At 73.7% G+C, this 21,259-nt stretch carries 16 protein-coding genes; 8 read left to right on the top strand and 8 right to left on the bottom strand.

The features are described 5' to 3' along the window. From ACFWJW_RS07405 to ACFWJW_RS07435, 7 genes are all read left to right on the top strand, one after another. On the top strand, positions 1-1,813 hold a 1,813-nt coding region (locus tag ACFWJW_RS07405; protein ID WP_387236275.1), incomplete at its 5' end, for a polyketide synthase dehydratase domain-containing protein. Then, positions 1,803-2,120 (top strand): phosphopantetheine-binding protein, encoded by a 318-nt coding sequence (locus ACFWJW_RS07410; protein WP_387236278.1) that lies wholly within the window; start codon positions 1,803-1,805, stop codon positions 2,118-2,120. The genes ACFWJW_RS07405 and ACFWJW_RS07410, both read left to right, overlap by 11 nt. A gap of 7 nt (positions 2,121-2,127) precedes the next feature. Beyond that, the gene (locus ACFWJW_RS07415; protein WP_387236281.1) at positions 2,128-2,931 is read left to right on the top strand and encodes an alpha/beta fold hydrolase; all 804 of its coding nucleotides are present in this window, start codon (positions 2,128-2,130) and stop codon (positions 2,929-2,931) included. Between the two features lie 2 nt (positions 2,932-2,933). Next, entirely contained in the window at positions 2,934-4,208 is a 1,275-nt protein-coding gene (locus ACFWJW_RS07420; protein WP_387236630.1) for a glycosyltransferase, read from the top strand. 5 nt (positions 4,209-4,213) lie between these two features. Further along, positions 4,214-6,076, top strand: a complete 1,863-nt coding sequence (locus tag ACFWJW_RS07425; protein ID WP_387236284.1) for a methyltransferase domain-containing protein — start codon at positions 4,214-4,216, stop codon at positions 6,074-6,076. Then, complete coding sequence (locus ACFWJW_RS07430) at positions 6,073-6,996, top strand: galactokinase (RefSeq protein WP_387236287.1); 924 nt, start codon at positions 6,073-6,075, stop codon at positions 6,994-6,996. Before ACFWJW_RS07425 ends, ACFWJW_RS07430 begins: the two co-directional genes overlap by 4 nt. Positions 6,997-7,045: 49 nt before the next feature. Next, positions 7,046-8,197, top strand: coding sequence for an alkaline phosphatase family protein (locus tag ACFWJW_RS07435; RefSeq protein WP_387236289.1), 1,152 nt, complete (start codon positions 7,046-7,048; stop codon positions 8,195-8,197). 144 nt (positions 8,198-8,341) lie between these two features. Here ACFWJW_RS07435 and lysX read toward each other — a convergent pair whose 3' ends face one another. Both lysX and ACFWJW_RS07445 read right to left on the bottom strand, forming a co-directional pair. Next, positions 8,342-11,659 carry a bifunctional lysylphosphatidylglycerol synthetase/lysine--tRNA ligase LysX gene (lysX, locus tag ACFWJW_RS07440; protein ID WP_387236291.1) on the bottom strand — a complete coding sequence of 1,106 codons (3,318 nt, stop codon included), beginning with the start codon at positions 11,657-11,659 and terminating at the stop codon, positions 8,342-8,344. Positions 11,660-11,668: 9 nt separating this feature from the next. Further along, positions 11,669-12,589 carry an Ig-like domain-containing protein gene (locus ACFWJW_RS07445; RefSeq protein WP_387236293.1) on the bottom strand — a complete coding sequence of 307 codons (921 nt, stop codon included), beginning with the start codon at positions 12,587-12,589 and terminating at the stop codon, positions 11,669-11,671. Positions 12,590-12,864: 275 nt separating this feature from the next. Between ACFWJW_RS07445 and ACFWJW_RS07450 the strand changes: the two genes are divergently transcribed. Then, entirely contained in the window at positions 12,865-13,059 is a 195-nt protein-coding gene (locus tag ACFWJW_RS07450; RefSeq protein WP_387236296.1) for a hypothetical protein, read from the top strand. 55 nt (positions 13,060-13,114) lie between these two features. Here ACFWJW_RS07450 and ACFWJW_RS07455 read toward each other — a convergent pair whose 3' ends face one another. The 6 genes from ACFWJW_RS07455 to xylB all read right to left on the bottom strand — a co-directional run bounded on the left by ACFWJW_RS07455 (position 13,115) and on the right by xylB (position 21,237). After that, a complete protein-coding gene (locus ACFWJW_RS07455) occupies positions 13,115-14,320 on the bottom strand; it encodes a phosphodiester glycosidase family protein (protein WP_387236299.1) in 1,206 nt (401 codons plus the stop codon). 78 nt (positions 14,321-14,398) lie between these two features. Further along, positions 14,399-15,100 carry an N-acetylmuramoyl-L-alanine amidase gene (locus ACFWJW_RS07460; RefSeq protein WP_387236302.1) on the bottom strand — a complete coding sequence of 234 codons (702 nt, stop codon included), beginning with the start codon at positions 15,098-15,100 and terminating at the stop codon, positions 14,399-14,401. 243 nt (positions 15,101-15,343) lie between these two features. Continuing rightward, the gene (locus ACFWJW_RS07465) at positions 15,344-16,759 is read right to left on the bottom strand and encodes a family 2B encapsulin nanocompartment shell protein (protein ID WP_387236305.1); all 1,416 of its coding nucleotides are present in this window, start codon (positions 16,757-16,759) and stop codon (positions 15,344-15,346) included. 143 nt (positions 16,760-16,902) lie between these two features. Further along, positions 16,903-18,312: a family 2B encapsulin nanocompartment shell protein gene (locus ACFWJW_RS07470; RefSeq protein WP_387236308.1), complete on the bottom strand. Its 1,410-nt coding sequence runs from the start codon at positions 18,310-18,312 to the stop codon at positions 16,903-16,905. Positions 18,313-18,479: 167 nt separating this feature from the next. Beyond that, positions 18,480-19,754: an ROK family protein gene (locus tag ACFWJW_RS07475; protein ID WP_387236311.1), complete on the bottom strand. Its 1,275-nt coding sequence runs from the start codon at positions 19,752-19,754 to the stop codon at positions 18,480-18,482. 52 nt (positions 19,755-19,806) lie between these two features. Further along, positions 19,807-21,237, bottom strand: a complete 1,431-nt coding sequence (gene xylB, locus ACFWJW_RS07480; protein WP_387236314.1) for a xylulokinase — start codon at positions 21,235-21,237, stop codon at positions 19,807-19,809. Between the last annotated feature and the right edge of the window lie 22 nt (positions 21,238-21,259).

Genomic DNA, 21,259 nt, shown 5'->3' on the forward strand with positions numbered 1-21,259 from the left:
GCCCACCCCCACCCCCGCCCCCTCCCCCGAAGGGGGAGGAGGGGGAGGGGGCGGGGGAGCGCTACCGCTCCTCCGAAGGGGCGAGGAAGCCCTGCCGCCCATCTGGCCGACCACAGCGGAACCGGTCCGACAGGCCCTGGACGCCGTCCTCGCCGAAACCCGGGCCGCCACCCGGACCGTCGCTGCTGCCGCCGCCGCTGCCGCCGCCGCGCCTGTCGACTCGCCCCCACCCCCCACCCCCCACCGCACCCACCACACCCTCCGCCACCTCTCCCTGGAGACCGTCCCCTACGTCCGGGACCACTGCGTCTACCTTCAGCCCGAGGGCTGGCCGGAACCCGCTGACCGGTTCCCGGTCGTTCCCATGACCACGTTGCTGGAGCTGGCCGCCGAGGCGGCCCGGGAGGCGTGCCCCGGGGGTCTGGTCACCGGCTACTCCGACGTACGGGCCCTGCGCTGGCTGGCCGTTGCGCCGCCCGTCGACCTGGCCGTCAGCGCCACCCCCGACGGGGACGGCCGGGTGCGGGTGAGCCTGGGGAACTACGCCGCCGTCACCGTCCATCTGGCGGCGCGGCATCCGGCTCCGCCGCCCCCGGACCCCGCGGGGCTGGCGGCCGGGCGGCCGGCGCCGGTGAGTGCGGAGGCGCTCTACCGGGACCGGTGGATGTTCCACGGGCCCGCGTTCGCCGGGGTCCACGAGGTCAGTACGCTCGCCGCCGACGGGATCCGCGGCACGCTGCGCGCCCTGCCCGCTCCGGGGGCGCTGCTGGACGCCGCGGGGCAGCTCCTCGGCCACTGGATGCAGCTGAAACTGAGCGGCGACCGGCTGGTGTTCCCCGCGTCCCTGGAACGCGTACGGCTCTACGGCCCGCCGCCCCGTGCGGGCGCGCTGCTGGCGGCCACTGCCCGGATCCGCGAGGTCAGGGCCGGTTCGGTGCGCGGCGAGGTGGAGCTGTGCGGCGCCGACGGCCGTGTGTGGGCGCGTCTGGACGGCTGGACGTACCGGCGCTTCGGTGCCGATGAGCGGGTGTGGCCGATGAAGTTCACGCCGGAGGTGTGCGGCATCGGGGAGCCCCGGCCGGGCGGCTGGTGCCTGGCCCGGCGCCGCTGGTCGGACCCGGCCTCGCAGGAGCTGGTGATGCGCCGCTATCTGGACGCGGCCGAGCGGGCCCGTTACGAAGGGTGCGCGCCCCGCGCCCGCGCGCCCTGGCTGCTGGGCCGGATCGCGGCCAAGGACGCGGTGCGGGAACTGTTGTGGGAGTCGGGAGCGGGGCCCGTTTTCCCGGCGGAGATCCGGATCGGCACCGACGGGCACGGCCGCCCCTCCCCTGAGGGCCCGCTCGCCCACGGCCTCCATCTCACGCTCGCGCACAAGGACCGGCTCGCCGTCGCCCTCGCCCACCGGTCGGGCCCGGTCGGCATCGACATCGAGCGCGTCACCGACGATCCGCAGGCCCTCGAACGGATCGCCCTCTCCCCGGCCGAACGCCGCCTGGCGGACGACCTTCACGCACGCCATGCGCCCGGGCACACCGGCCGCGCCTACTGGCTCACCGCACTCTGGTGCGCCAAGCAGGCCGCGGCGAAGGCAGCCGGCAGCGGCACCGGCCGGCGGCCGCTGGAGTGGGCCGTGACGCCCGCACCGGGCGGCGCGCTCCGGGTGGTCTCCCCGGACGGCCGGCCCCACCTCGTCCATCTCGACTCCGTCGACGACCTGTCCGGGCGCCATGTCGTCGCCTGGACCGGGCCGCGGCCCGAGGACAGTACGGGCACCGACACCCTCACTCCCACGGAGGCCACCCATGGCAGCTGACCCGCTCCCCGAGCGCACCCGGACGATCCTGGCCGAGATCACCGAGATGCTGGTGAGCGTCGTCGGCGACGAACTTCTCGTCGTGGGCGAGATCACCTGTGCCACCACCTTCAATGACGATCTGGCCCTGGAGAGCATCGAGTTCGTCGCGCTGGCCGAACTGCTTCAGCAGCGCTACGGCACCTCGGTGGACTTCCTCGGCCTGCTCGCGGAGAAGGACATCGACCAGATCCTGGCCATGACGGTCGGCGAACTCGCCGCCCATATCGACCGGGTCACCGTCGCCGACCCGGCCTGCGCGAGCTGACCGCGCCATGGCCCTCACACCCGCGGGCGGGCTGCGCCTGCACACCCAGCGGCTGCCGGGCCACGGTGGCCCCCGGCCCGACGACTCGACCGTCGTCTTCCTCCACGGGCTGGTGATGGACAACCTGTCGAGCTTCTACTGCACCCTCGCGGGCCCCGTCTCCCGCGCCGGACACGAGGTGCTCCTGTACGACCAGCGGGGGCACGGCCGCAGCGACCGCCCGCCCACCGGCTACGACCGGGCCACCTCGGTGGCCGATCTCGTCGCCCTGCTCGGCTCCCTGGGGCTCGACCGCCGCCCGGTCCATCTCGTCGGCAACAGCTACGGCGGCGCGCTGGCGCTGCACACCGCCCTCGTCCGGCCCGATCTCGTCGCCTCCGTCGTCCTGATCGACGCCCATCTGACCGGGGACTGGATCGAGGACATGACCGACACCCTCTCGGTCGCGGCCCTCGGCCTCGAACACCGTTCACTGGCCCAGCAGTTGTCCGCGCTCGGGCGGCGCAAGGAGGCCCGGCTGACCGCCGCCGCCGACGCCCTGCTCAACCACACCACCCTCATCGAGGACATCGCGGCCGATGCGCCCTTCACCTCCCGCGACTTCGGCCGGCTGCGTTGTCCGGTCCTCGCGGTCTACGGACAGTACTCCGAACTCCTGCCCGGAGCACGGGAGTTGGCGTTGAGCGCCGCGGACTGCGAACTGTGTGTGCTGCCGGGGGTGGGGCACACCGTGCTCAACGAGGCCACCGACGGGCTGTGTGACGCGCTGCTGGGCCGGCTCGGCGCACCCGCCGGGGCGGTGGCCCGATGAGAGTGCTGTTCGTCGTCCCGCCGCTGGCCGGGCACGTCAACCCCACCCTCGCCGTCGCCGCCGAACTCACCGCGCGCGGCCACCAGGTCGCCTGGACCGGCCCCGCCGCGGCCGTGACACCGCTGCTCCCCACGGGCTCCCTGCTCTACCCGGCGGGAGACCGGGACGCGGCCGGCGGCGAGGAGCTGGGCGGCGCGCGGTGGCGTGATCTGCGGGGCATCGCCGCGCTGCGCTTCCTCTGGGCGGAGGCCCTCATCCCGCTCGCCCGCGCGATGCTGCCCGGCGTGCACGCCGCCGTGGAAGCCTTCCGCCCCGACCTCCTGGTGACCGACCAACAGGCCCTCGCCGGGCCCGTGGTGGCGCGCCGGCACGGCTTGCCCTGGGCGACCTCGGCGACCACCTCGGCGGAGATCGTCCGGCCGTTCGACGACTTCCCGAAGGTGGGGGAGTGGGTGAGCCGGCGCATCGCGGCACTGCTCGCCGAGTGCGGCGCGCCCGGCGGCTGGGACCCGCGCTTCTCCCCGCACCTCGTCCTGGTCTTCTCCACCCCCGCACTCATCGGTGACGACGGCCCGGAACGGGCCGCGGCGCGCAGCCAGGACGCCGGGCCCGGCGGCGGCGCCGGGCGGTACCCGCCGCACTACGCGTTCGTCGGCCCCGCCTTCGGCGCCCGCCCGGCCGGCGGCGACTTCCCATGGCGCCGGCTCGACCCCGGCCGCGCCCGGGTGCTCGTCTCGCTGGGCACCCTCAACCGCGCGGCGGGCGCCCGCTTCTACCCGGCGGTCCTGCGCGCCGCGGACGCCCTCGCGGACCGGGCACAGCTGATCCTCGCCGCCCCCGGCGACCTCGCCGGCGACATCCCGCCGCACATGCTGCACCAGGAGTACGTCCCCCAGCTCCAGCTGCTGCCGCACCTCGACGCGGTGCTGTGCCACGGCGGCCACAACACCGTGTGCGAGGCGCTCGCCTACGGGCTGCCGCTGGTGGTGGCACCCGTACGCGACGACCAGCCGATCGTCGCCCGCCAGGTGGCCGAGGCCGGTGCGGGGGTGCGGGTGCGGTTCGGCCGCGCGCGTGCGGACGAACTGCACCAGGCCCTGTCCGCCGTGCTGGACGACCCGGCCCACCGCCGTGCGGCCCGCCGTATCCAGGCGTCCTTCGCCGCGGCGGGCGGCGCCGCCACCGCCGCCGACCGCCTGGAGAAACTGCGGCCCGGACCACGCCCCGGCCCGGCCGCACCCGGCACCGCCCCGACCGACAACGAGAAGGGACCGTGAGCCAGATGACGCGAGCGCACCGTTCGGGACACCGCACGCGATGGGCGGCGGCCGTCGCCGTGACGGCCCTGGGGGCGGGTACCGTACGCGCCCGCCGCAGGCTCGCCGCGCTGCCCGTGCTCGATCCCGCCGGGCCGCACGACCCCGCCCGGCCCCCGCTGTCCGGCTGGCAGCTGATCACCGCGCCCGGCGTCGTGGCCGACGAGGCGACCCTGCGCGCCGCGGTCGCGCACGCCACCCGCGAAGGACTGCGCGTGGTGGACCTGATCCCGGCCCACCTGGACGCCGAGAGCGTCCTCGGCCTGCTCCGGCTGCTCGACCCGGCCGCCCACCGCACGGACCGCTGCGCGCCGGGCCACGGCGCGGGCCACGCCCTGCTGGTGGCCGACGACCTCCACCAACGGGCCGGGCTCGACACCGAGGCGCCGCCGCGGTCGGTGGCCGGCCTGATCCGCCTCCTGCGCACCCTCAAGGAGTACGCCCCGGACGCCACCGGCTGGGCCATCGCCCCCGGCCTGCGGTCACCGCACCCCGACCCCACCCGGCGCGCCGAGGAGCTCCGCGCCCGGGGCCTGCCGCCGGCCCTGCTGTCCGCCGCCCAGCTGGCAGGTCTGGCCCTGCTGGTGAAGTGCGCGCTCTCGGCGCCGCGTTGGGGCGCGGCGGCGGCCGCCCTGTACTGGCTCCAGCCCGCCGCCGTCCTGAGCCCGGCCCGGGGCCTGCGCCCGGCCGGCCTGGCCCGCGCCACCGCGTCCCGTCCGCTGCGCTCCCTGTCCGCCGCGCTGCGCACCCTGGCCACCCCGCCCGCCGAGCAGCCCCGGGCCGCCGGCGCCCCGGCGCGCCACGCCGCGTACACCGCCGACCTCGCCGCCGGCACCGACCGGTTCTTCGAACCCCGCCGCACCGACTGCCCCTGGTGCTCGGCTCCCGACCCCGTCGTACGGGTCCGGATGCCCGACCTGCTCCAGGGCAAGCCCGGCCGCTTCACCCTGGAGGAGTGCCGCCACTGCGGCCATGTCTTCCAGAACCCCCGGCTCACCCCGGACGGACTCGACTTCTACTACCGCGACTTCTACGAGGGCCTCGGCGGCGAGGGCGCCGCCCTCGTCCTCGGCCGGATGACCGCCACCTACCGCGACCGCGCCGAGCTGCTGCGGCCCTTCACCACCCCCAGGGCCTGGCTCGACGTCGGTACCGCCGGGGGGCACTTCTGCAACGTCGCCCGCGGCGTCTGGCCCGACACCCGCTTCGACGGGCTGGACATGGGCGAAGGCGTCCACGAGGCCGCACGGCGGGGCTGGATCGACACCGCCTACCAGGGCCAGTTCCCCGACCTCGCCGACCGCCTCGCCGGCCGCTACGACACCGTGAGCATGCACCACTACCTCGAACACACCCGGGACCCGCGGGCCGAACTCGACGCGGCCGTCAAGGTCCTGGCCCCCGGCGGCCATCTGCTGATCGAACTCCCCGACCCCGAGTCCCGGATCGCCCGGCTGCTAGGCCGCTACTGGCTGCCCTGGTTCCAGCCCCAGCACCAGCACCTGATGCCGGCCGGCAACCTCAAACAGGCCCTGGAGGCCCGGGGCTTCACCGTCCTCGCCGAGCAGCACGGCCCCGCCCACCAGAACAACGCGGACTTCCTCGGCGCCGTCGCCCTCGCCGCGAACGGGCTCGTCCCCGACCCGCTCGCCCCCTGGGCCACGGTCCCCGCCACCCGCACCCGCCTGGCCGCTCGAAGTGCCGTACAGGCCCTGGCCGTTCCTTGCTACGCCGCCGCCCTCGCCGTCGACAACCTGCGCACCGCGATCGCGCGGGCCACCGACGGAGGCAACGCCTACCGGCTGCTCGCCCGCAAAGAGCTGGGATGAACCCGGTGGACCTGGCCCGCCGCGCGACCGCGGACCCCCTGGTGCGGCTGCTCGCCCACGGTTTCGCGACGGCGTACGACCGCCGGCCCGAAGCGGTGTGGCGGGCACCGTACGCCTTCCGGCTCACCCCGCCCGCCGCTCCGCCCGGCACCGGTACGGCGCCCCGCACCGGCTGGGTCGCGGCGGCCAACTGGTATGTCGCCGCGGCCGTCGCCCCGCGCGACGACGGCATGCTGCGCTGCGGCTCGCTCCACCACCCGGCGGAGACCACCGAACTCCCGCTCACCGGACCGGCCGGCCACGCCCCCGGCTGGGCGGCCCGCCCGTACGCCGCGCTGCGCACGCTCGCCGCCGCCGGCATCGGCCGGGACGGCGCCGATCTCTGCCTGAACGCCACCCTGCCGGAGGCCGTGGGACTGTCCGGCGCCGAGCCGCTGGAGTGCGCGGCCGCGCTGGCGGTGGCGTCCGTGCACGCCGACCGGGGCGGCTGCCCGCCGGCCCGCGCGCAGCTGGCGCGGCTGCTGGCGGCCGGAGTACCCGGCGACGACGCGCTGCGCCGGGCCGTGCTCTTCGCCCGGCCCGGCCGGCTGCTCGCGCCCGACGGCAGTTGCCGGCCGCTGCGCGCCCCGGACGGCGGCCCGCAGCCGAGCCTGCTGCTGGTGACGGCCCGCCGCTCCACCGGCGGCGCCACGGCCACCGCCACCGCGCTCGCCACCGCGGTCCACGACGCCCTGCGCGCCGGTGCCTGGTCCGCCTCGTGGCCCGGACAGCGGCCGGGCCGCAGCGTGCTGCTGCTGATGCCGCCCGACCGGCGCGCGGCGGTCCGGACCGCGGTGGCCGATGCCTGCCGCCGCTGCGACCTGCCCGTACCGCGCTTTCTGCGGATCGCCGTCGCGGACGCGGCCCGGCGCGAGGACTGACCACCCCCCCACCCGTCCCTCACCCCCCGGACAAGGAGCTGAGAACCTGATGAGACGCACAGCGATCCGCCTGCGCAGGGCGGTCGTGGCGGCACTCGGCACGCTCGGCCTGCTCGCCGTCGCCTCCGCGGCGGACGCCCGGACCGTCCGGTCCGCGCTGCCGTCCTACGACCATGTCGTGATCGTGGTCTTCGAGAACAAGCAGTACGGCGAGATCATGGGTAACGCCCAGGCGCCCTACCTCAACCAACTCGCCCAGGACGGCGCCGAGCTGACCGGCATGAAGGCCCTCACCCACCCCAGCCAGCCGAACTACTTCAACCTCTTCTCCGGCGCCACCCAGGGCGTCACCGGCGACGGCTGCTACACCGCGCAGTCGCTGTCCGCCGCCAACCTCGGCCAGGAGCTGATCGCGGCCGGCAAGACCTTCGCCAGCTACAACGAGGGACTGCCGGACGAGGGCTCCACCACCTGCTCCAGCGGCCGCTACGCGCAGAAGCACAACCCCTGGTTCGCCTTCAAGAACGTCCCGGTGACCTCCGGCAAGACCTTCGCCCAGTTCCCCAAGGACGACTTCACACAGCTGCCGACGCTGTCCTTCGTCATCCCGGACATGTGCAACGACATGCACGACTGCGCGGTCGGCAGCGGCGACACCTGGCTCAGGAACAACCTCGACTCCTACGCCCGGTGGGCCAAGGACCACAACAGCCTGCTGATGGTCACCTGGGACGAGGACAACTACCTCGGCTCCAACCGGATCGCGACCGTCTTCCACGGCGCCCATGTCAAACGGGGCGCGGTGAGCGGCGACTACAACCACTTCAGCCTGCTGCGGACCTTCGAGGACATGTACGGCACCGGCCACGCGGGCAACGCCGCCACCGCCACCCCCGTGACGGGGGTGTTCGACACCGGCGGCACCGAACCGCCCGGCGACGACCTCACGCTCGCCACCCCCGGCCCGCAGACCTGCCGCTTCGGCCGGTCCTGCACCGTCCAGCTGACCGCCACCGGCGGCACGTCCCCGCTCACGTACCGCGCCACCGGCCTGCCCCTGGGCCTGACCCTCGACGCCACGGGCGGCCGTATCACCGGCAGACCCTGGCAGACCGGCACCCTCCCGGTCACCGTCACCGCCACCGACGCCAGGGGCGCCACCGCCACCGCCGACTTCCCGCTCACCGTCAACTGGTTCTGACCGACGACCGACGACGAACCTGCGACCACCGACGACCGACCGTGTGCGGGGCGGCACCCGCGAACAACGGCACCGGCCACCCCCGCAAAGGAGGTGGCCGGTGCCGTACGCCCGCTCTGACCGCGAGCCCTGGGATGCTGCCCGTCAGCGGCGCCGCACCAACGGGAACGGCAGCGTCTCGCGGATCGACAGACCGGTCAGGAACATCACCAGCCGGTCCACGCCGATGCCCAGACCACCGGTCGGCGGCATCGCGTACTCCAGTGCCTGGAGGAAGTCCTCGTCCAGCTCCATCGCCTCCGGGTCACCGCCGGCCGCCAGCAGCGACTGCGCGGTGAGCCGCCGGCGCTGCTCGACCGGGTCGGTCAGCTCCGAGTAGGCGGTACCCAGCTCGGTGCCGAACGCGACCAGGTCCCAGCGCTCGGCGAGCCGCGGGTCCTTGCGGTGCTGCCGGGTCAGCGGCGACACATCGGTCGGGAAGTCCTTGTAGAACGTGGGGAGCTGGGTCTTCTCCTCCACCAGGCGCTCATACATCTCCAGCACGATGTCGCCGCGGCCCATCTCCGGCTTCACCGGCACCGCCGAGGCATGGCACAGCCGGCGCAGCCGGTCCGGCTCGGTGTCCGCGTCGACCACCTCACCGAGCGCCTCGGAGATCGCGCCGTAAACGGTCTTGACCGGCCAGATCCCCGAGATGTCGTGCTCGACGAGCCTGCCGTTCCCGTCCGCCTTACGGGCGGTGGCGCTGCCGAACGCGGCGATCGCCGCACCCTGGATCAGCTCCCGGGTCAGGTCCAGCATCACGTCGTAGTCGGCGAACGCCTGGTACGCCTCCAGCATCGTGAACTCGGGGTTGTGCTTGTAGGAGATGCCCTCGTTGCGGAACGTCCGCCCCATCTCGAAGACCTTCTCCATACCGCCCACACACAGCCGCTTGAGATACAGCTCCGGCGCGATCCGCAGATACAGATCGAGGTCGTAGGCGTTGATATGGGTGTGGAACGGACGGGCGTTGGCGCCGCCGTGGATCTGCTGGAGCATCGGCGTCTCGACCTCGAGATAGCCGCGGTCGATCAGCCCCTGGCGCAGCGCCTGCACGGCCGTGCTGCGCGCCCGCAGGTTGTCCCGCGCGTCCGTCGAGACCACCAGGTCCACATACCGCTGGCGGACCTTGGCCTCCGGGTCGGACAGCCCGCGCCGCTTGTCGGGCAGCGGCCGCAGACACTTGGCCGTCAGCCGCCACCCGGTGACGAACACGGTCAGCTCACCGCGGTCACTGGCCCCGACCTCGCCCTCCGCCTCGACATGGTCACCGAGGTCGATGTCCGAGCCGAAGCGGTCCAGCAGTTCCTTGCCGCTGCCGTCCCGGGTCAGCGCGATCTGGAGATCGCCCGACCAGTCGCGCAGCACCGCGAAGAGCACTCCGCCGTGGTCACGGGTGAGCAGCACCCGCCCGGCGACGCTGACGGACTTGCCGCTGCGCGTACCGGGCGTGAGGTCCGGGTACTCGTCGCGGACCTCGCCCAGGGTGTGCGTACGCCGCACGCCGACCGGATACGGGTCGGTGCCGGCCTCCCGCAGCCGCTCCAGCTTGAGGTGGCGCACCCGCACCTGCTCGGGCAGCGCGGCCAGCTCCTGTGCGTGCTGCTCCTCATCGGTGGCCGGCGCCGCCTTGACCAGCCCCAGCTCGTCCAGCGAGGGCAGACCGGCGGTGCTCGCCGGGGCCAGCACCCGCTTCTTGTGGCCCTTGCCCCACAGCGCGCCCAGGCTCGGTACGTCGACGAAGCCCTCGGCGATACCCGAGCCCAGGGCGATCCGGGCCAGCGCACCGGCGTCCGCGTAGCACAGGAACCGCGGATACCACTCCGGGTTGTACTTCGCGTTGGAGCGGTAGAGCGCCTCCAGCTGCCACCACTTGGAGAAGAACAGCAGCAGCCGGCGCCAGACCTTCAGCACCGGGCCGGCCCCGATCCGGGCGCCTTCCTCGAAGGCGGAGCGGAACACCGCGAAGTTCAGCGAGATCCGGCGCACGCCCATCGCCCCGGCCTGGGCGCACAGCTGGGCCACCATGAACTCCATGACGCCGTTGGGCGCGGTGCGGTCGCGGCGCATCACGTCCAGCGAGATGCCGTCGGTGCCCCAGGGGACGAACGACAGCAGCGCGATCATGTTGCCGTCACCGTCGAACGCCTCGGCCAGCAGGCACTCCCCGTCCGCGGGGTCGCCCAGCCGGTCCAGCGCCATCGAGAAGCCGCGCTCGGTCTCGGTGTCCCGCCAGGCGTCCGCCCGGTGGATGACCTCCTGCATCTCCTTGTCGGTCAGCGCGGAGTGGCGCCGTACGCGGAAGGTCGCACCGGTCCGTTCGACGCGGTTGACGGCCTGGCGGGTCACCCGCATCTCCCGGCCGGCCAGGTCGAAGTCCTTGACGTGCAGGATCGCCTCGTCGCCGAGCTGGAGCGCGTTCAGACCGCTGCGGGCGAACGCCTTGGCGCCGTCCTCGCTCGCGCCCATGACGGCCGGCTGCCAGCCGTACCGCCCGGCGACCTCCAGCCATGCCTCGATGGCCTGGGTCCATGCCTCACGGTCACCGACCGGGTCACCGCTGGCCAGACAGACCCCGGCCTCGACGCGGTAGGTGACGGCGGCCTTGCCGCTGGGGGAGAAGACCACGGCCTTGTCGCGGCGGGTGGCGAAGTAACCGAGCGAGTCCTGGCTGCCGTAGCGGTCCAGCAGCGCCCGGATGCGGTCCTCCTCGTCACCGTGCAGCGCGGCCTCCATCCGCTGCGAACGGAACAGCGTGGCGGCCGCGTTGAGCAGCGCCAGCGCACCGAGCAGACCGAGGACGGCGCTGATCCAGTGCGGCGGATGGCCCTCGACGAGAGGGCCGACGACCAGCCCGCCGCAGACGCGGTTGGCCGCCCACAGCAGCCGGTTGGCGGCGCCGGGCTCCAGCGTGCCCGGGGCCAGCGACACCAGTCCCCAGCCGATCAGCACCGCCGCCACGAGCCCGCCGGCCAGCACCAGGATGGCGCGCAGGAACGCACCGCGCCGGGTGATCGCGTAGAACTCGCGGTGCGAGACGAGCAGCAGCACCAGCGCCCCGGCACACAGCACCAGGGAGAACGTGAACTCCCAGTACCCGGCGGCCAGGAACAGCGCGTCGGCCAGGGTGACCAGCACCATGTAGGCCACCACGAACCACAGCGCCACCCGTTTCCGGGCGGTCATCGCCGCGCCCAGGAGGAAGAGGAAGGCCGCATAGGCGAAGTTCGGCGCCACCGGGATGGTGAGGGTGTCCAGCCAGTAGATCACCGGGTGGAGTCCGCGCCGGAGCGGCCCGATCAGCGCCGTCAGGGCACAAAAGAGCCCCAATACGCTGAAGATGATGGCGAAGCCATTGGGGACCCGGCGCCGGAAGCGCCGCCACCCCGTGAGTTGATCCTGGTCCTGCACGGTGCTCATTCCGTCACACTAGGCTCTGAAAGGGGTCAGCTGCTCGACGCGAGGGCGCTGTTTCGCCCGCCATGGGGATCGCCGGTCGTGCCAGTCTCCGATCCCGGTGGTGTGGTCGTCTTTCCCTCGTACGGAGGACGGGGTGATCCCGGCGGGGTCACCCACGTGGACCTTGCCACAAACCCGCCCCAGGTCCGAGTCGGTGCAACTCCGGCTGATGGTGAAGTTCAGGTCATAGTCGCCGGAAAAGTAGCGGCCGCCGCCGGAATCCACCCCGTCGAGCTCCGCCCGCAGCCGGACCGCGGTGCCCGGTTTCCAGCGCTGTGCGGGCCGCCAGGTCACCTGGTCCTGGCCGGCGCGGTCCGTCGTCCAGTCCCAGGAACCGGTCGTCCGGTCGTCGGTGGTGACGCGCAGCCGGCGCCCCACCGCGGCCCGGTCGGTCACCGGGTGGTCGAAGGTGAGGGTGAGCAGCCGGTCGACGGCGACCACGGTGTCCTGGGTGCCGGGATCGAGTACCAGTGTGTTGAGCCTGGCCGGCTGCGCGGTGGTGAGCGACTCCTTGGCCGCGCCGACGCCGCCCCGGTCGCTCTTGGTCCTGGCGACGACGGAGTACTTGGTGGCCGGGGCGATCTCGGCGCTGGAGGTCCAGAAGGTGCCGTCGGCCCCGAACCCGCCGGGCAGCCGCCGGCCCCTGGGGTCGGTGACCGTCACCTCGGTCAGCACACCGCCCTCCGCGGTCACCTTCAGCTTGTCGCCGGCCTGCACGGTCCTGGTGCCGCCGGCCGCCCCCAGCGCCACCTTCACCGGGTCGGCCACCTGCGCCGGCGCCGCGAGGCCCGCGCACGCGCTGAGCGTGCCCGCGCCGACGGCCGTGACCAGGGCGACTGCGGGGCACCGCCGCCGGAACGTCCGGTGGCGGAAAGAAGGGGGCTGGCTCATCTCGGGCTTTCCGTCGGCAGGGGGGAGGGCGGCGCTGTCGGCCGCTAAGACGACCGATCGCCACACTTCGTTGCAGGGAGTGAGGTGATCCACGCCACGTCGACGCTGTGCCGCCCGGCCCGCGGAGCCGCCGCGTCCCGGCATCCCGCCGCTCCGTGACCCGTAGTGATCACCCGATCGGAGCACCCGCACAAGAACCGGACATACCCTGAAATACGCCAAACTGGCCACCCCTTGCCGTCCGTTCGGGCGGCGGTTGAGGAGGTGTGCGTCCCGTGGCGATTTCCATCTCGGTCGTCCTGCTGCTGGTGGTCCTGGCCGTGATCTTCCTGCGCAGCGGCAAGCTCAAGTTCTCGCACGCCCTGGTGTGCGCGCTGCTCGGCTTCTATCTGGCGAGCAGCAGCCTCGCCCCGGACATCCACCAGGGGCTGTCCGGCGCCGCCGATGTGGTGAGCAGCCTGCGTCCCTGACGAGGACGGCCCGCCGGCGCCGGGGACGCGGCGCCGGCGTCGCGTCCCCGTCCGCTCACCCGGCGGAGAACACCCCGAGCGCATTGGGCACCGGCCGCTCCGCGCCCCCCGAGGGATGGTTGCGGACCGTGGCCCCGTACTCGTCGCCGGTGACCAGGGTCGAGGACCCGCCGCCGTCCAGGTCCATCGCGTCCCGCGCCCCCAACTGCGCCATCAGCTCCGCCAGTTCGCGCACCGTCAGGCCGGTCTGGCCCGGTGCCCCGTCCAGCGCCATGAGGTACAGCACCCGTCCGCCGGCCCCGATCCCCGCGGACGTCCGCACCGCCACGGCGAGGGTGTCCAGGCCGGCCAGCGGCGCGCCGTCCCGCACGATCGGGAAGCCGCCCACCGCACAGCGCAGCCGGCCGTGCCGCTGTCCGGCGAGGTACGAGCTGACGTGCACCGGGTCACCGAGATGCAGCCCGCGCAGCTGCCGCGCCCCGTCCTCCCGGCCCACCAGCACCACACTGCCCACGGCCACCCCGCCGGCGCCCGGCACCTCCCCGATGGCCGTCACCCGGCCGTGCCGGACCGTCACCTCCGTGGTCTCCGTACTGCACGGCGCCGCCCGGTCGGTGTCCGTCCCGCAGGTGGCGCGCACCCGGGACGCCGGACCCCACTGCGCGGTGTACGCACCGATCCCACCGACCGGCAGCGCGTACTGGTTCAGTCCGCGCAGCGGCAGTGTTCCCCGGCCGGTCAGCACCGCACCGCGCAGCGTGAGCCGGTCCAGCCGGGCGCGGCGGTCATAGCCGACGCCGATCACGTCCTCGGTGGTCGCCCCGGGCGGCATCGCCGGACCGAACCGCTGCCCGTCGGGCACCGCGCCCTTCAGCTGCCGTCCCGAGGCCACCGCCGGGCCGACCGAAGCGCCGGTCGGCTGCACTCCCGGGTGCTGGGTCTCGGTGATGTTGAAGAAGTCGCCGTTGACGGCCCCCACCGCCCGGCGGTCCGCGGCCAGTTGGGAGACCGGCGACCGAGCGCCGACCGCCCCCGGGTACAGCAGATCCACGGTGACCCGCGGGTCGGCCAGATCGACGGTCAGCAGATGCCCGTGCACGGTCCCGCGCGGCAGCGTCATCCGGAACTCGTCGTAGGCCACCCCGGGTGCCACCGACACGGCACCGGAGCGGCGGAGATCCGCCTCCGCGGCAGCGGCCGGCGTCCCGCCCGCCACCCCTCCACCGGCCAGCACACCCCACGCCACCAGCACCGTCAGCATCGCGCGAACCCGACCGAATCGCCGCTTCACGATCCCCCCTGACCTCACGTCAACTGTCCCAGGCGCCGGAGACGCTCACTATGACCCGGAGGTGTCAGGAATCCGTAGACCAGCGGAACGGCCGTCGTGTCGCCGGACCGGGTCATCCGGTGTGTGCCAGGAGACGTCGTTGACCAGCTGGAGATAGCGCGCCCAGTCCCAGAACTCACCGGGGTCGGTGTGGTCGGTGCCGGGGACCTCGACATGGCCGATGATGTGCTCCCGGTCCTTGGGGATCCGGTACCGGTCGCAGATGGCCGCGGTGAGCAGGGCGGACTGCTCGTAGAGCGGGTCGGTGAACCATGTCGGGTCGTCGATCCAGCCCTCGTGCTCGATGCCGATGCTGCGGGTGTTGTAGCCCCAGTTCCCGGCGTGCCAGGCGACGTCCCGCTCGCGTACGCACTGGGCGAGATAGCCGTCGGCGGACCGTACGACATAGTGCGCGGCCGCCTTGTGCGCCGGGTCCTGGAACAGTTTGAGGGTGTCCCGGTAGGTCTCCTGGGTCACATGCACCACGACCCGCTCGACCGGATACTGCGCGGGGCGGTCGGCGGCGGTGAAGTTGGCCGGGTTCGCCGGAACCCAGTGGACCGGGGGGTAGGCGCCGCCGGGCGGCGTTCGCCGGTGCGGGGCGGCGGCGGTGGCGCCCGCCGTGCGGGGGGTGAGTGCGGCGGACGCGGCGAGCGCGGCCGCTCCGGTCAGCAGGCGCCGGCGGGCCGGGCGGCGGGGGGCGGGCTCCATGTGAACTCCTGACAAGGACCGAGGGGTGGTCGCGTACATGTCACGCACATGCGGTGCGTTCATGATGCGCAACAGGGCACGCCCTGCCAAGGGAATGGCCGTTCTGCCAATGGCTCGACCAAAGGCAGAACGGCGCAGGTCAGGAGGGATACGGGATACCTGATCGGACGTCACTCGGGTGCCACGCCGACGGCGCCGGCGGCTGCTCGCGGACGCGGCACCCGGGTGCGGTGACCCGCCGGTTCAGTGACCGATCTCGACGTCCTCCAGAATGCCCAGGGCGTCCGGCACCAGCACCGCCGCCGAATAGTAGGCACTGACCAGGTAATTGATGACCGCCTGGTCGTTGATGCCCATGAAGCGCACCGACAGGCCGGGCCGGTACTCGTCCGGGATGCCGGTCTGGTGCAGTCCGACCACGCCCTGGTTCTCCTCGCCGACCCGCAGCGCCAGAATCGAGCTGGTCTGGTCCGGGGTGACCGGGATCTTGTTGCACGGCAGCAGCGGAATGCCCCGCCAGGCACGGACCGTGGCGCCCTCGACCTCCGCCGTGGTGGGATAGATGCCCCGGGCGTTCCACTCCCGCCCGATCGCCGCGATCGTCCGCGGATGCGCCAGCAGGAACTGCGTCTTACGGCGCCGGGAGATCAGCTCGTCCAGGTCATCCGGGGTGGGCGGACCGCTGCGGGTGTGGATGCGCTGCTTGAGGTCGGCGTTGTGCAGCAGCCCGAACCCGGGGTTGTTGACCATCTCGTGCTCCTGGCGCTCCCGCAGCGCCTCCACGGTCAGCCGCAGCTGCTGGTCCAGCTGGTTCATCGGGTCGTTGTAGAGATCGGCGACCCGCGAATGCACCTTCAACACCGTCTGGGCCACGCTGAGTTCGTACTCTCGCGGTGCCAGCTCGTAATCGGCGAAGGTGCCCGGCAGCATCGGCTCGCCGACATGGCCGGCGGCCAGCTCGATGGCCGCCTCACCGTGCTTGTTCTGCGCCGGCACCAGCGCGGCACCGACGTCCGCGAGGTGGCTGCGCAGCGACTCCGACCGGCCCAGCAGCTCCTCCAGGTCGCTGCGGTACAGGGTCAGCGCGGTCACCCGGGTCACCGCGCGTACGGAGTGCTCCCACTCCGCGTCCGCGGTCAGCAGCGCCGCCGCACCGATCGCGTCACCGTCGGCCAGCACCCCCAGCACGGTCTCGTCGCCGTACTTGCCGGTGCCGAGACGGTCGAGCTTGCCGTGGGCGATCAGCACGATCCGGTCGGTCGGCCCGCCCGCCCGGGCCAGCACATCACCGGGCGCGAACTCCCGCTGGACGAACCGGCCCGCCAGCGCCTCCAGCGTCGCGGTGTCGGCGAAGCCGCGCAGCGGCGCCAGCTCGCGCAACTCCGCCGGAATCACCCGGACTTCGGAGCCGGTCGAGACGAACTCCACCCGTCCGTCACCGAGGGTGTGGGTAAGCCGGCGGTTGACGCGGTACGCACCGCCGGAGACCTGCGTCCAGGGCAGGATGCGCAGCAGCCAGCGGGAGGAGATCCCCTGCATCTGCGGCACGGTCTTGGTCGTGGTCGCCAGCTTGCGCGCTGCCGCGGTGTCCAGGCTGGAGCGGGTCTGCTCGGGCGCGGACGCCTGCGGGCCGGACGTCGGGTCCACCGATGTGGTCATGAGGAAGGCTCACCTGTTCTTGTCTGTGCGGTGCGTAGACCGGGGCGGTGCGTAGGCCGGTGCGGTGCGCGGAAATACCCCGCGCGCCAGGACGGCGGGAAATGCCGCTGCCGGGGCGCGGCTGCTTTTCCGCCGGAGGTCGTTCAGTGGCCGATCTGTACGTCGTCGAGCACACCCAGCGCATCGGGCACCAGAATGGCCGCCGAATAATAGGCGCTGACCAGATACTTGATGACCGCCCGGTCGTCCAGGCCCATATAACGCACCGAGAGGCCCGGCTCGTATTCATCGGGAATTCCGGTCTGATGCAGGCCGACGACGCCCTGCCGCTCCTCGCCGGTGCGCAGCAGCAGCACCGAACTCGTCCGTTCCTCCGTCACCGGAATCTTGTTGCACGGGAAAATCGGCACCCCGCGCCAGGAGGGCAGCGAATGCCCCATGAAATCGACCGCGGTCGGATAGATCCCGCGGGCGCTGCACTCCCGCCCGATGGCGGCGATCGTCAGCGGATGGGCGAGCAGGAAGCCCGGGTCCTTCCAGACCGTCGCGAGCAGATCGTCGAGGTCGTCGGGGGTGGGCGGGCCGGTGCGGGTGTGGATGCGCTGCTTGAGGTCGGCGTTGTGCAGCAGCCCGAACTCGGGGTTGTTGATCATCTCGTGTTCCTGACGCTCCCGCAGCGCCTGGATGGTCAGCTTGAGCTGCTCCTCCACCTGGTTCATCGGATCGCTGTAGAGGTCGCCGACCCGGCTGTGGGTGCGCAGCACGGTCTGCGCGACGCTGAGTTCGTACTCCCGGGGCGTGACGTCGTAGTCGACGAAGGTGCCGGGGAGGGCGGGCTCGCCCTGATGCCCGGAGGCGACGGAGACCGCCGATTCCCCGCTCGTGTTCATCGGCTGCGCGGTGCCCTGACCGGCCGCCGCCAGATGCTCGCGCAGCCCGGGGGAGCGGTCGATGATCTCCTGCGCGGCCTGCCGGGACAGCGTCATGACGGTCACCCGGGTCACCGCGCGATAGCTGAACCGCCAGGTCCCCTCGGGGTCGGTGAGCGGCTCGTCGCCGAGGTGGTCCCCGCCGGCCAGCGCTTCGAGCACCGTGTCCTCGCCGTATTTGCCGGTGCCGATCCGGTCCACCCGGCCGTGCACCAGCAACACCAGCCGGTCGCCCGGCCCGCCGGCCTCCCCGATGAGTTCGCCAGGGGCGTATTCCTGCTGGGTGAAGCGGTCGCCGAGCGCCGCCAGCACCTCGGTATCGGTGAACTCCCGCAGGGCGGGCAGCTCGCGCAGCTCCTCGGGGATGATGGCGACATCGCTGCCACTGGTGTCGAAATCGATGCGCCCGTCGCCGAGGGTGTAGGTCAGCCGGCGGTTCACGCGATAGGTGCCACCGGAAACCTGCACCCAGGGCAGCAGCCGCAGCAGCCATCGGGAAGTGATGCCCTGCATCTGTGGAGCGGTTTTGGTGGTGGTCGCCAAATTCCGCGCCGCGGTGGTACTCAGGCTGGAATTCCGGGCCTCTTCCGCGGTGCCGTGCAGCGATTCATCGGCAATGGTCACAGTGCCACCTGTCTCCTCGAACGGTGCGATGCGGCCCGCCCCGAAACCCCGTTTCAAGGCGGTTCCGCGGCAGCCCGCCGAACCGAAGGTAGTGGTGCTGTTTTTATCGGCACAATCGCTCGATGGGGTGGCATGGAATTCCCGCTCCCTGGAAAGGTTTAGCGGGCTCAATTCCGGGGAGAGTGTGCCGGGGCGCAGGAATGGAGGGGGTCGTCCAGGACGCCTTGGAGCGCCGCGTGTGCCGCTCCGAGCAGCGGCCCGTCGGCGCCCAGCCGGGACACCGTCACCGCGGGTCCGCCGGCCCGCCCGCTCTCCGCCGTGACGGCCGTCCGCAGCGTCAACTCCCGCTCCAGGGACGGCAGGACCCAGGGCGCCAGCCCGGCCAGCGCACCCCCGAGGACCACCGCCTGCGGATCGAGCAGATTCACCGCCCCGGCGAGCGCGATGCCCAGCGCCGTCCCCGCCTCGTGCAGGGCGCGGACGACGGCGGCGTCCCCGTCGGCGGCCCGGCGCGCCAGCAGAGCGATACGGGCACCCGGCCCCGGATGGGCCGCCGCCCGCTCGGGGGTGAGCCCGCCCGCCCGCAGCACGGCCGGTTCACCCGCGTACTGCTCCAGACAGCCACGGCCGCCGCAGTCGCACGGCGGGCCGTCCGGATACACCGGCACATGCCCCAGCTCCCCCGCGAAGCCCCCTGCGCCCCGCAGGAGTTGGCCGTCCACGACGACCGCGGCGCCGATCCCGGCCTCGGCCGACACATGCACGAAGTCCGGCGGCGGGCCGGGCCGGCCGGCGCCCCCGCCCAGCCGGAGTTCGGCCAGCGCACCGAGGTTGGCCTCGTTCTCGACGGTGAGCGGGACGGCGAACGAGCCGCCCTCCGGGGCCGTCACCCCGGCCAGCCCCGGTGCGAGATCGGCGGCCCGCCAGCCGAGGTTGGGGGCGTGCACCACGGTCGTCGCATCACGGGCCACCAGACCGGGCACCGCGACCGTCAGCCCGGCCGGCCGCAGTCCCTCGGCGGCCATCTCCGCGGTCACCTCGGCGAGCAGACCGGACAGCTGCCGCAGCACGGGCCCGGGCGCGCGGTGCCGGTTCGCGGCATCGGCCGCCAACCGGGCCCGGACCCGTCCGCGCAGATCGACCGCGCACACCGCCAGGTGGTCGACGCCTATCTCGGCCCCTATCCCGGCCGGTCCACGGTCGCTGACCGCGAGTTCACTGCCCGGCCGGCCCCGGCCACCGGTCGCCGCCCGCCCCGTCTCGACCAGCAGCCCGGCCCGCAGCAGCTCGTCGACGAGCGGCGCCACCCCCGCCCGGGTCAGCCCGATCCGTGCCGCGACCGCCGGCCGGGAGACCGGGCCCTGGGCGGCCACGGTCCGCAGCACCCGGGCCAGATTGCGCCGCCGGATGCCGTGCTGGGTGTCGCCGCCGGGCGCGGTCATGAGCTCTCCCAAGGGTGCGGACGGCAGCCGGGCCACGGCCGCACGGATGCGGTCACCGCCGTAGCAGCGGCGCGCCGTCGGCGAGCGTCGCCGTCAGCCGCTCCCAGGCGGCGTCGTCCCGCGGCCGCGCCTCGTACTCCGCGCCGCGTGCCGTCCCCCAGCGGCGCGCCACCGCCGCCGGATCCTCCTCCAGCAGCAGCCCGGCCGCCTGCGCCGCCGCCCCGAGCGCCACCAGCTCCCGCGCCTCGGGCACCACCACCGGGCGGCCCGACAGCCGGCGCACGGTCTCCCGCCAGGCCCGGCCCCGGGCGCCGCCGCCGATCAGCAGCAGCGGCGCATCGGGCGCGGCGTCCTCGTCCAGCACCCGGTCCAGGGCCTCCAGCAGGGTGAACACCGCGCCGTCGTAGGCGGCCTGGAGCAGCTGGCCGGCCGTGGTGTCGTGCCGCAGCCCGTGCACCAGGCCCGAGGCGCCGGGCAGATTCGGGGTGCGCTCACCGTCCAGGAACGGCAGCATCACCACCCCGCCGCCCTCCTCCACGGCCTCCCGGTCGCGGCCCAGCAGCGCCGCCACCCGGTCCACGGCGAGCGTGCAGTTCAGGGTGCAGGCCAGCGGCAGCCAGTCGCCGCGGGCGTCGGCGAAGCCCGCCACGGTGCCGGACGGATCGGCGGGCCGGTGGGTGGAGACCGCGTAGACCGTTCCCGAGGTGCCCAGGCTCAGCACCGGCCGGCCGGGGCGCAGGCCCAGGCCGAGCGCGGCCGCCATGTTGTCGCCCGTGCCGGCCGCCACCAACGCGCCCTTGGGCAGCGGCAGATGACCGGCGTGTACGGTCCCGGCGGCCTCGCCCGGCAGCGCCACTCGCGGGAGCAGCGCGGGGTCCAGCCCGACGTGCGCCAGGATCTCCGTGTCATAGGACCCGGTGGACGACGCCCACCAGCCGGTCCCGGACGCATCGCCGCGATCGGTGACGGCCTCGCCCGTCAGCCGCTCGGTGAGGTAGTCGTGCGGCAGCCGTACCGCGGCGGTGGCGGCGGCCGCGGCCGGCTCGTGCTCGCGCAGCCAGGCCCACTTGGCCACCGTGAACGCCGGTCCCGGCACGCTCCCGACCCGGTCCGCCCAGGCTTTCGCGCCGCCCCGCTCCGCGATCAGCCGCTCGCTCTGCGGCGCCGGCCGGACGTCGTTCCACAGCAGGGCCGGACGCACCGGCTCGCCGGCCGCGTCCAGGGTGACCAGCCCGTGCTGCTGTCCGCCGACGGACACCGCCGAGGCTTGCCGCGCCACGTCGCCGCACTGGTCCAGCGCCTCACCCAGCGCCTGCCACCACTGCCGGGGGTCGCTCTCCTTGCCGGCGCCGCCGCTGACCGTGTGCGGTGCCTGGCCGCGGGCGAGGACCGCGCCGGTCACCGCGTCCACGACCAGTGCCTTGGTGGACTGTGTGGAGCTGTCCACCCCGACGACCAGCGGTCCCGCTGCCTGTGCGGCCATGGTGCGCTCTCCCTCGGCGGCC

Source organism: Streptomyces sp. NPDC127097 (genome assembly GCF_042724075.1).
Lineage (GTDB): Bacteria > Actinomycetota > Actinomycetes > Streptomycetales > Streptomycetaceae > Streptomyces.

Bases quoted from the DNA above. Each gene is read 5' to 3' on its own strand.
- ACFWJW_RS07410 (WP_387236278.1), top strand. From the start codon at position 1,803: ATGGCAGCTGACCCGCTCCCCGAGCGCACCCGGACGATCCTGGCCGAG.
- ACFWJW_RS07415 (WP_387236281.1), top strand. From the start codon at position 2,128: ATGGCCCTCACACCCGCGGGCGGGCTGCGCCTGCACACCCAGCGGCTG.
- ACFWJW_RS07425 (WP_387236284.1), top strand. From the start codon at position 4,214: ATGACGCGAGCGCACCGTTCGGGACACCGCACGCGATGGGCGGCGGCC.
- ACFWJW_RS07430 (WP_387236287.1), top strand. From the start codon at position 6,073: ATGAACCCGGTGGACCTGGCCCGCCGCGCGACCGCGGACCCCCTGGTG.
- ACFWJW_RS07435 (WP_387236289.1), top strand. From the start codon at position 7,046: ATGAGACGCACAGCGATCCGCCTGCGCAGGGCGGTCGTGGCGGCACTC.
- lysX (WP_387236291.1), bottom strand. From the start codon at position 11,659: ATGAGCACCGTGCAGGACCAGGATCAACTCACGGGGTGGCGGCGCTTC.
- ACFWJW_RS07445 (WP_387236293.1), bottom strand. From the start codon at position 12,589: ATGAGCCAGCCCCCTTCTTTCCGCCACCGGACGTTCCGGCGGCGGTGC.
- ACFWJW_RS07455 (WP_387236299.1), bottom strand. From the start codon at position 14,320: ATGCTGACGGTGCTGGTGGCGTGGGGTGTGCTGGCCGGTGGAGGGGTG.
- ACFWJW_RS07460 (WP_387236302.1), bottom strand. From the start codon at position 15,100: ATGGAGCCCGCCCCCCGCCGCCCGGCCCGCCGGCGCCTGCTGACCGGA.
- ACFWJW_RS07465 (WP_387236305.1), bottom strand. From the start codon at position 16,759: ATGACCACATCGGTGGACCCGACGTCCGGCCCGCAGGCGTCCGCGCCC.
- ACFWJW_RS07475 (WP_387236311.1), bottom strand. From the start codon at position 19,754: ATGACCGCGCCCGGCGGCGACACCCAGCACGGCATCCGGCGGCGCAAT.
- xylB (WP_387236314.1), bottom strand. From the start codon at position 21,237: ATGGCCGCACAGGCAGCGGGACCGCTGGTCGTCGGGGTGGACAGCTCC.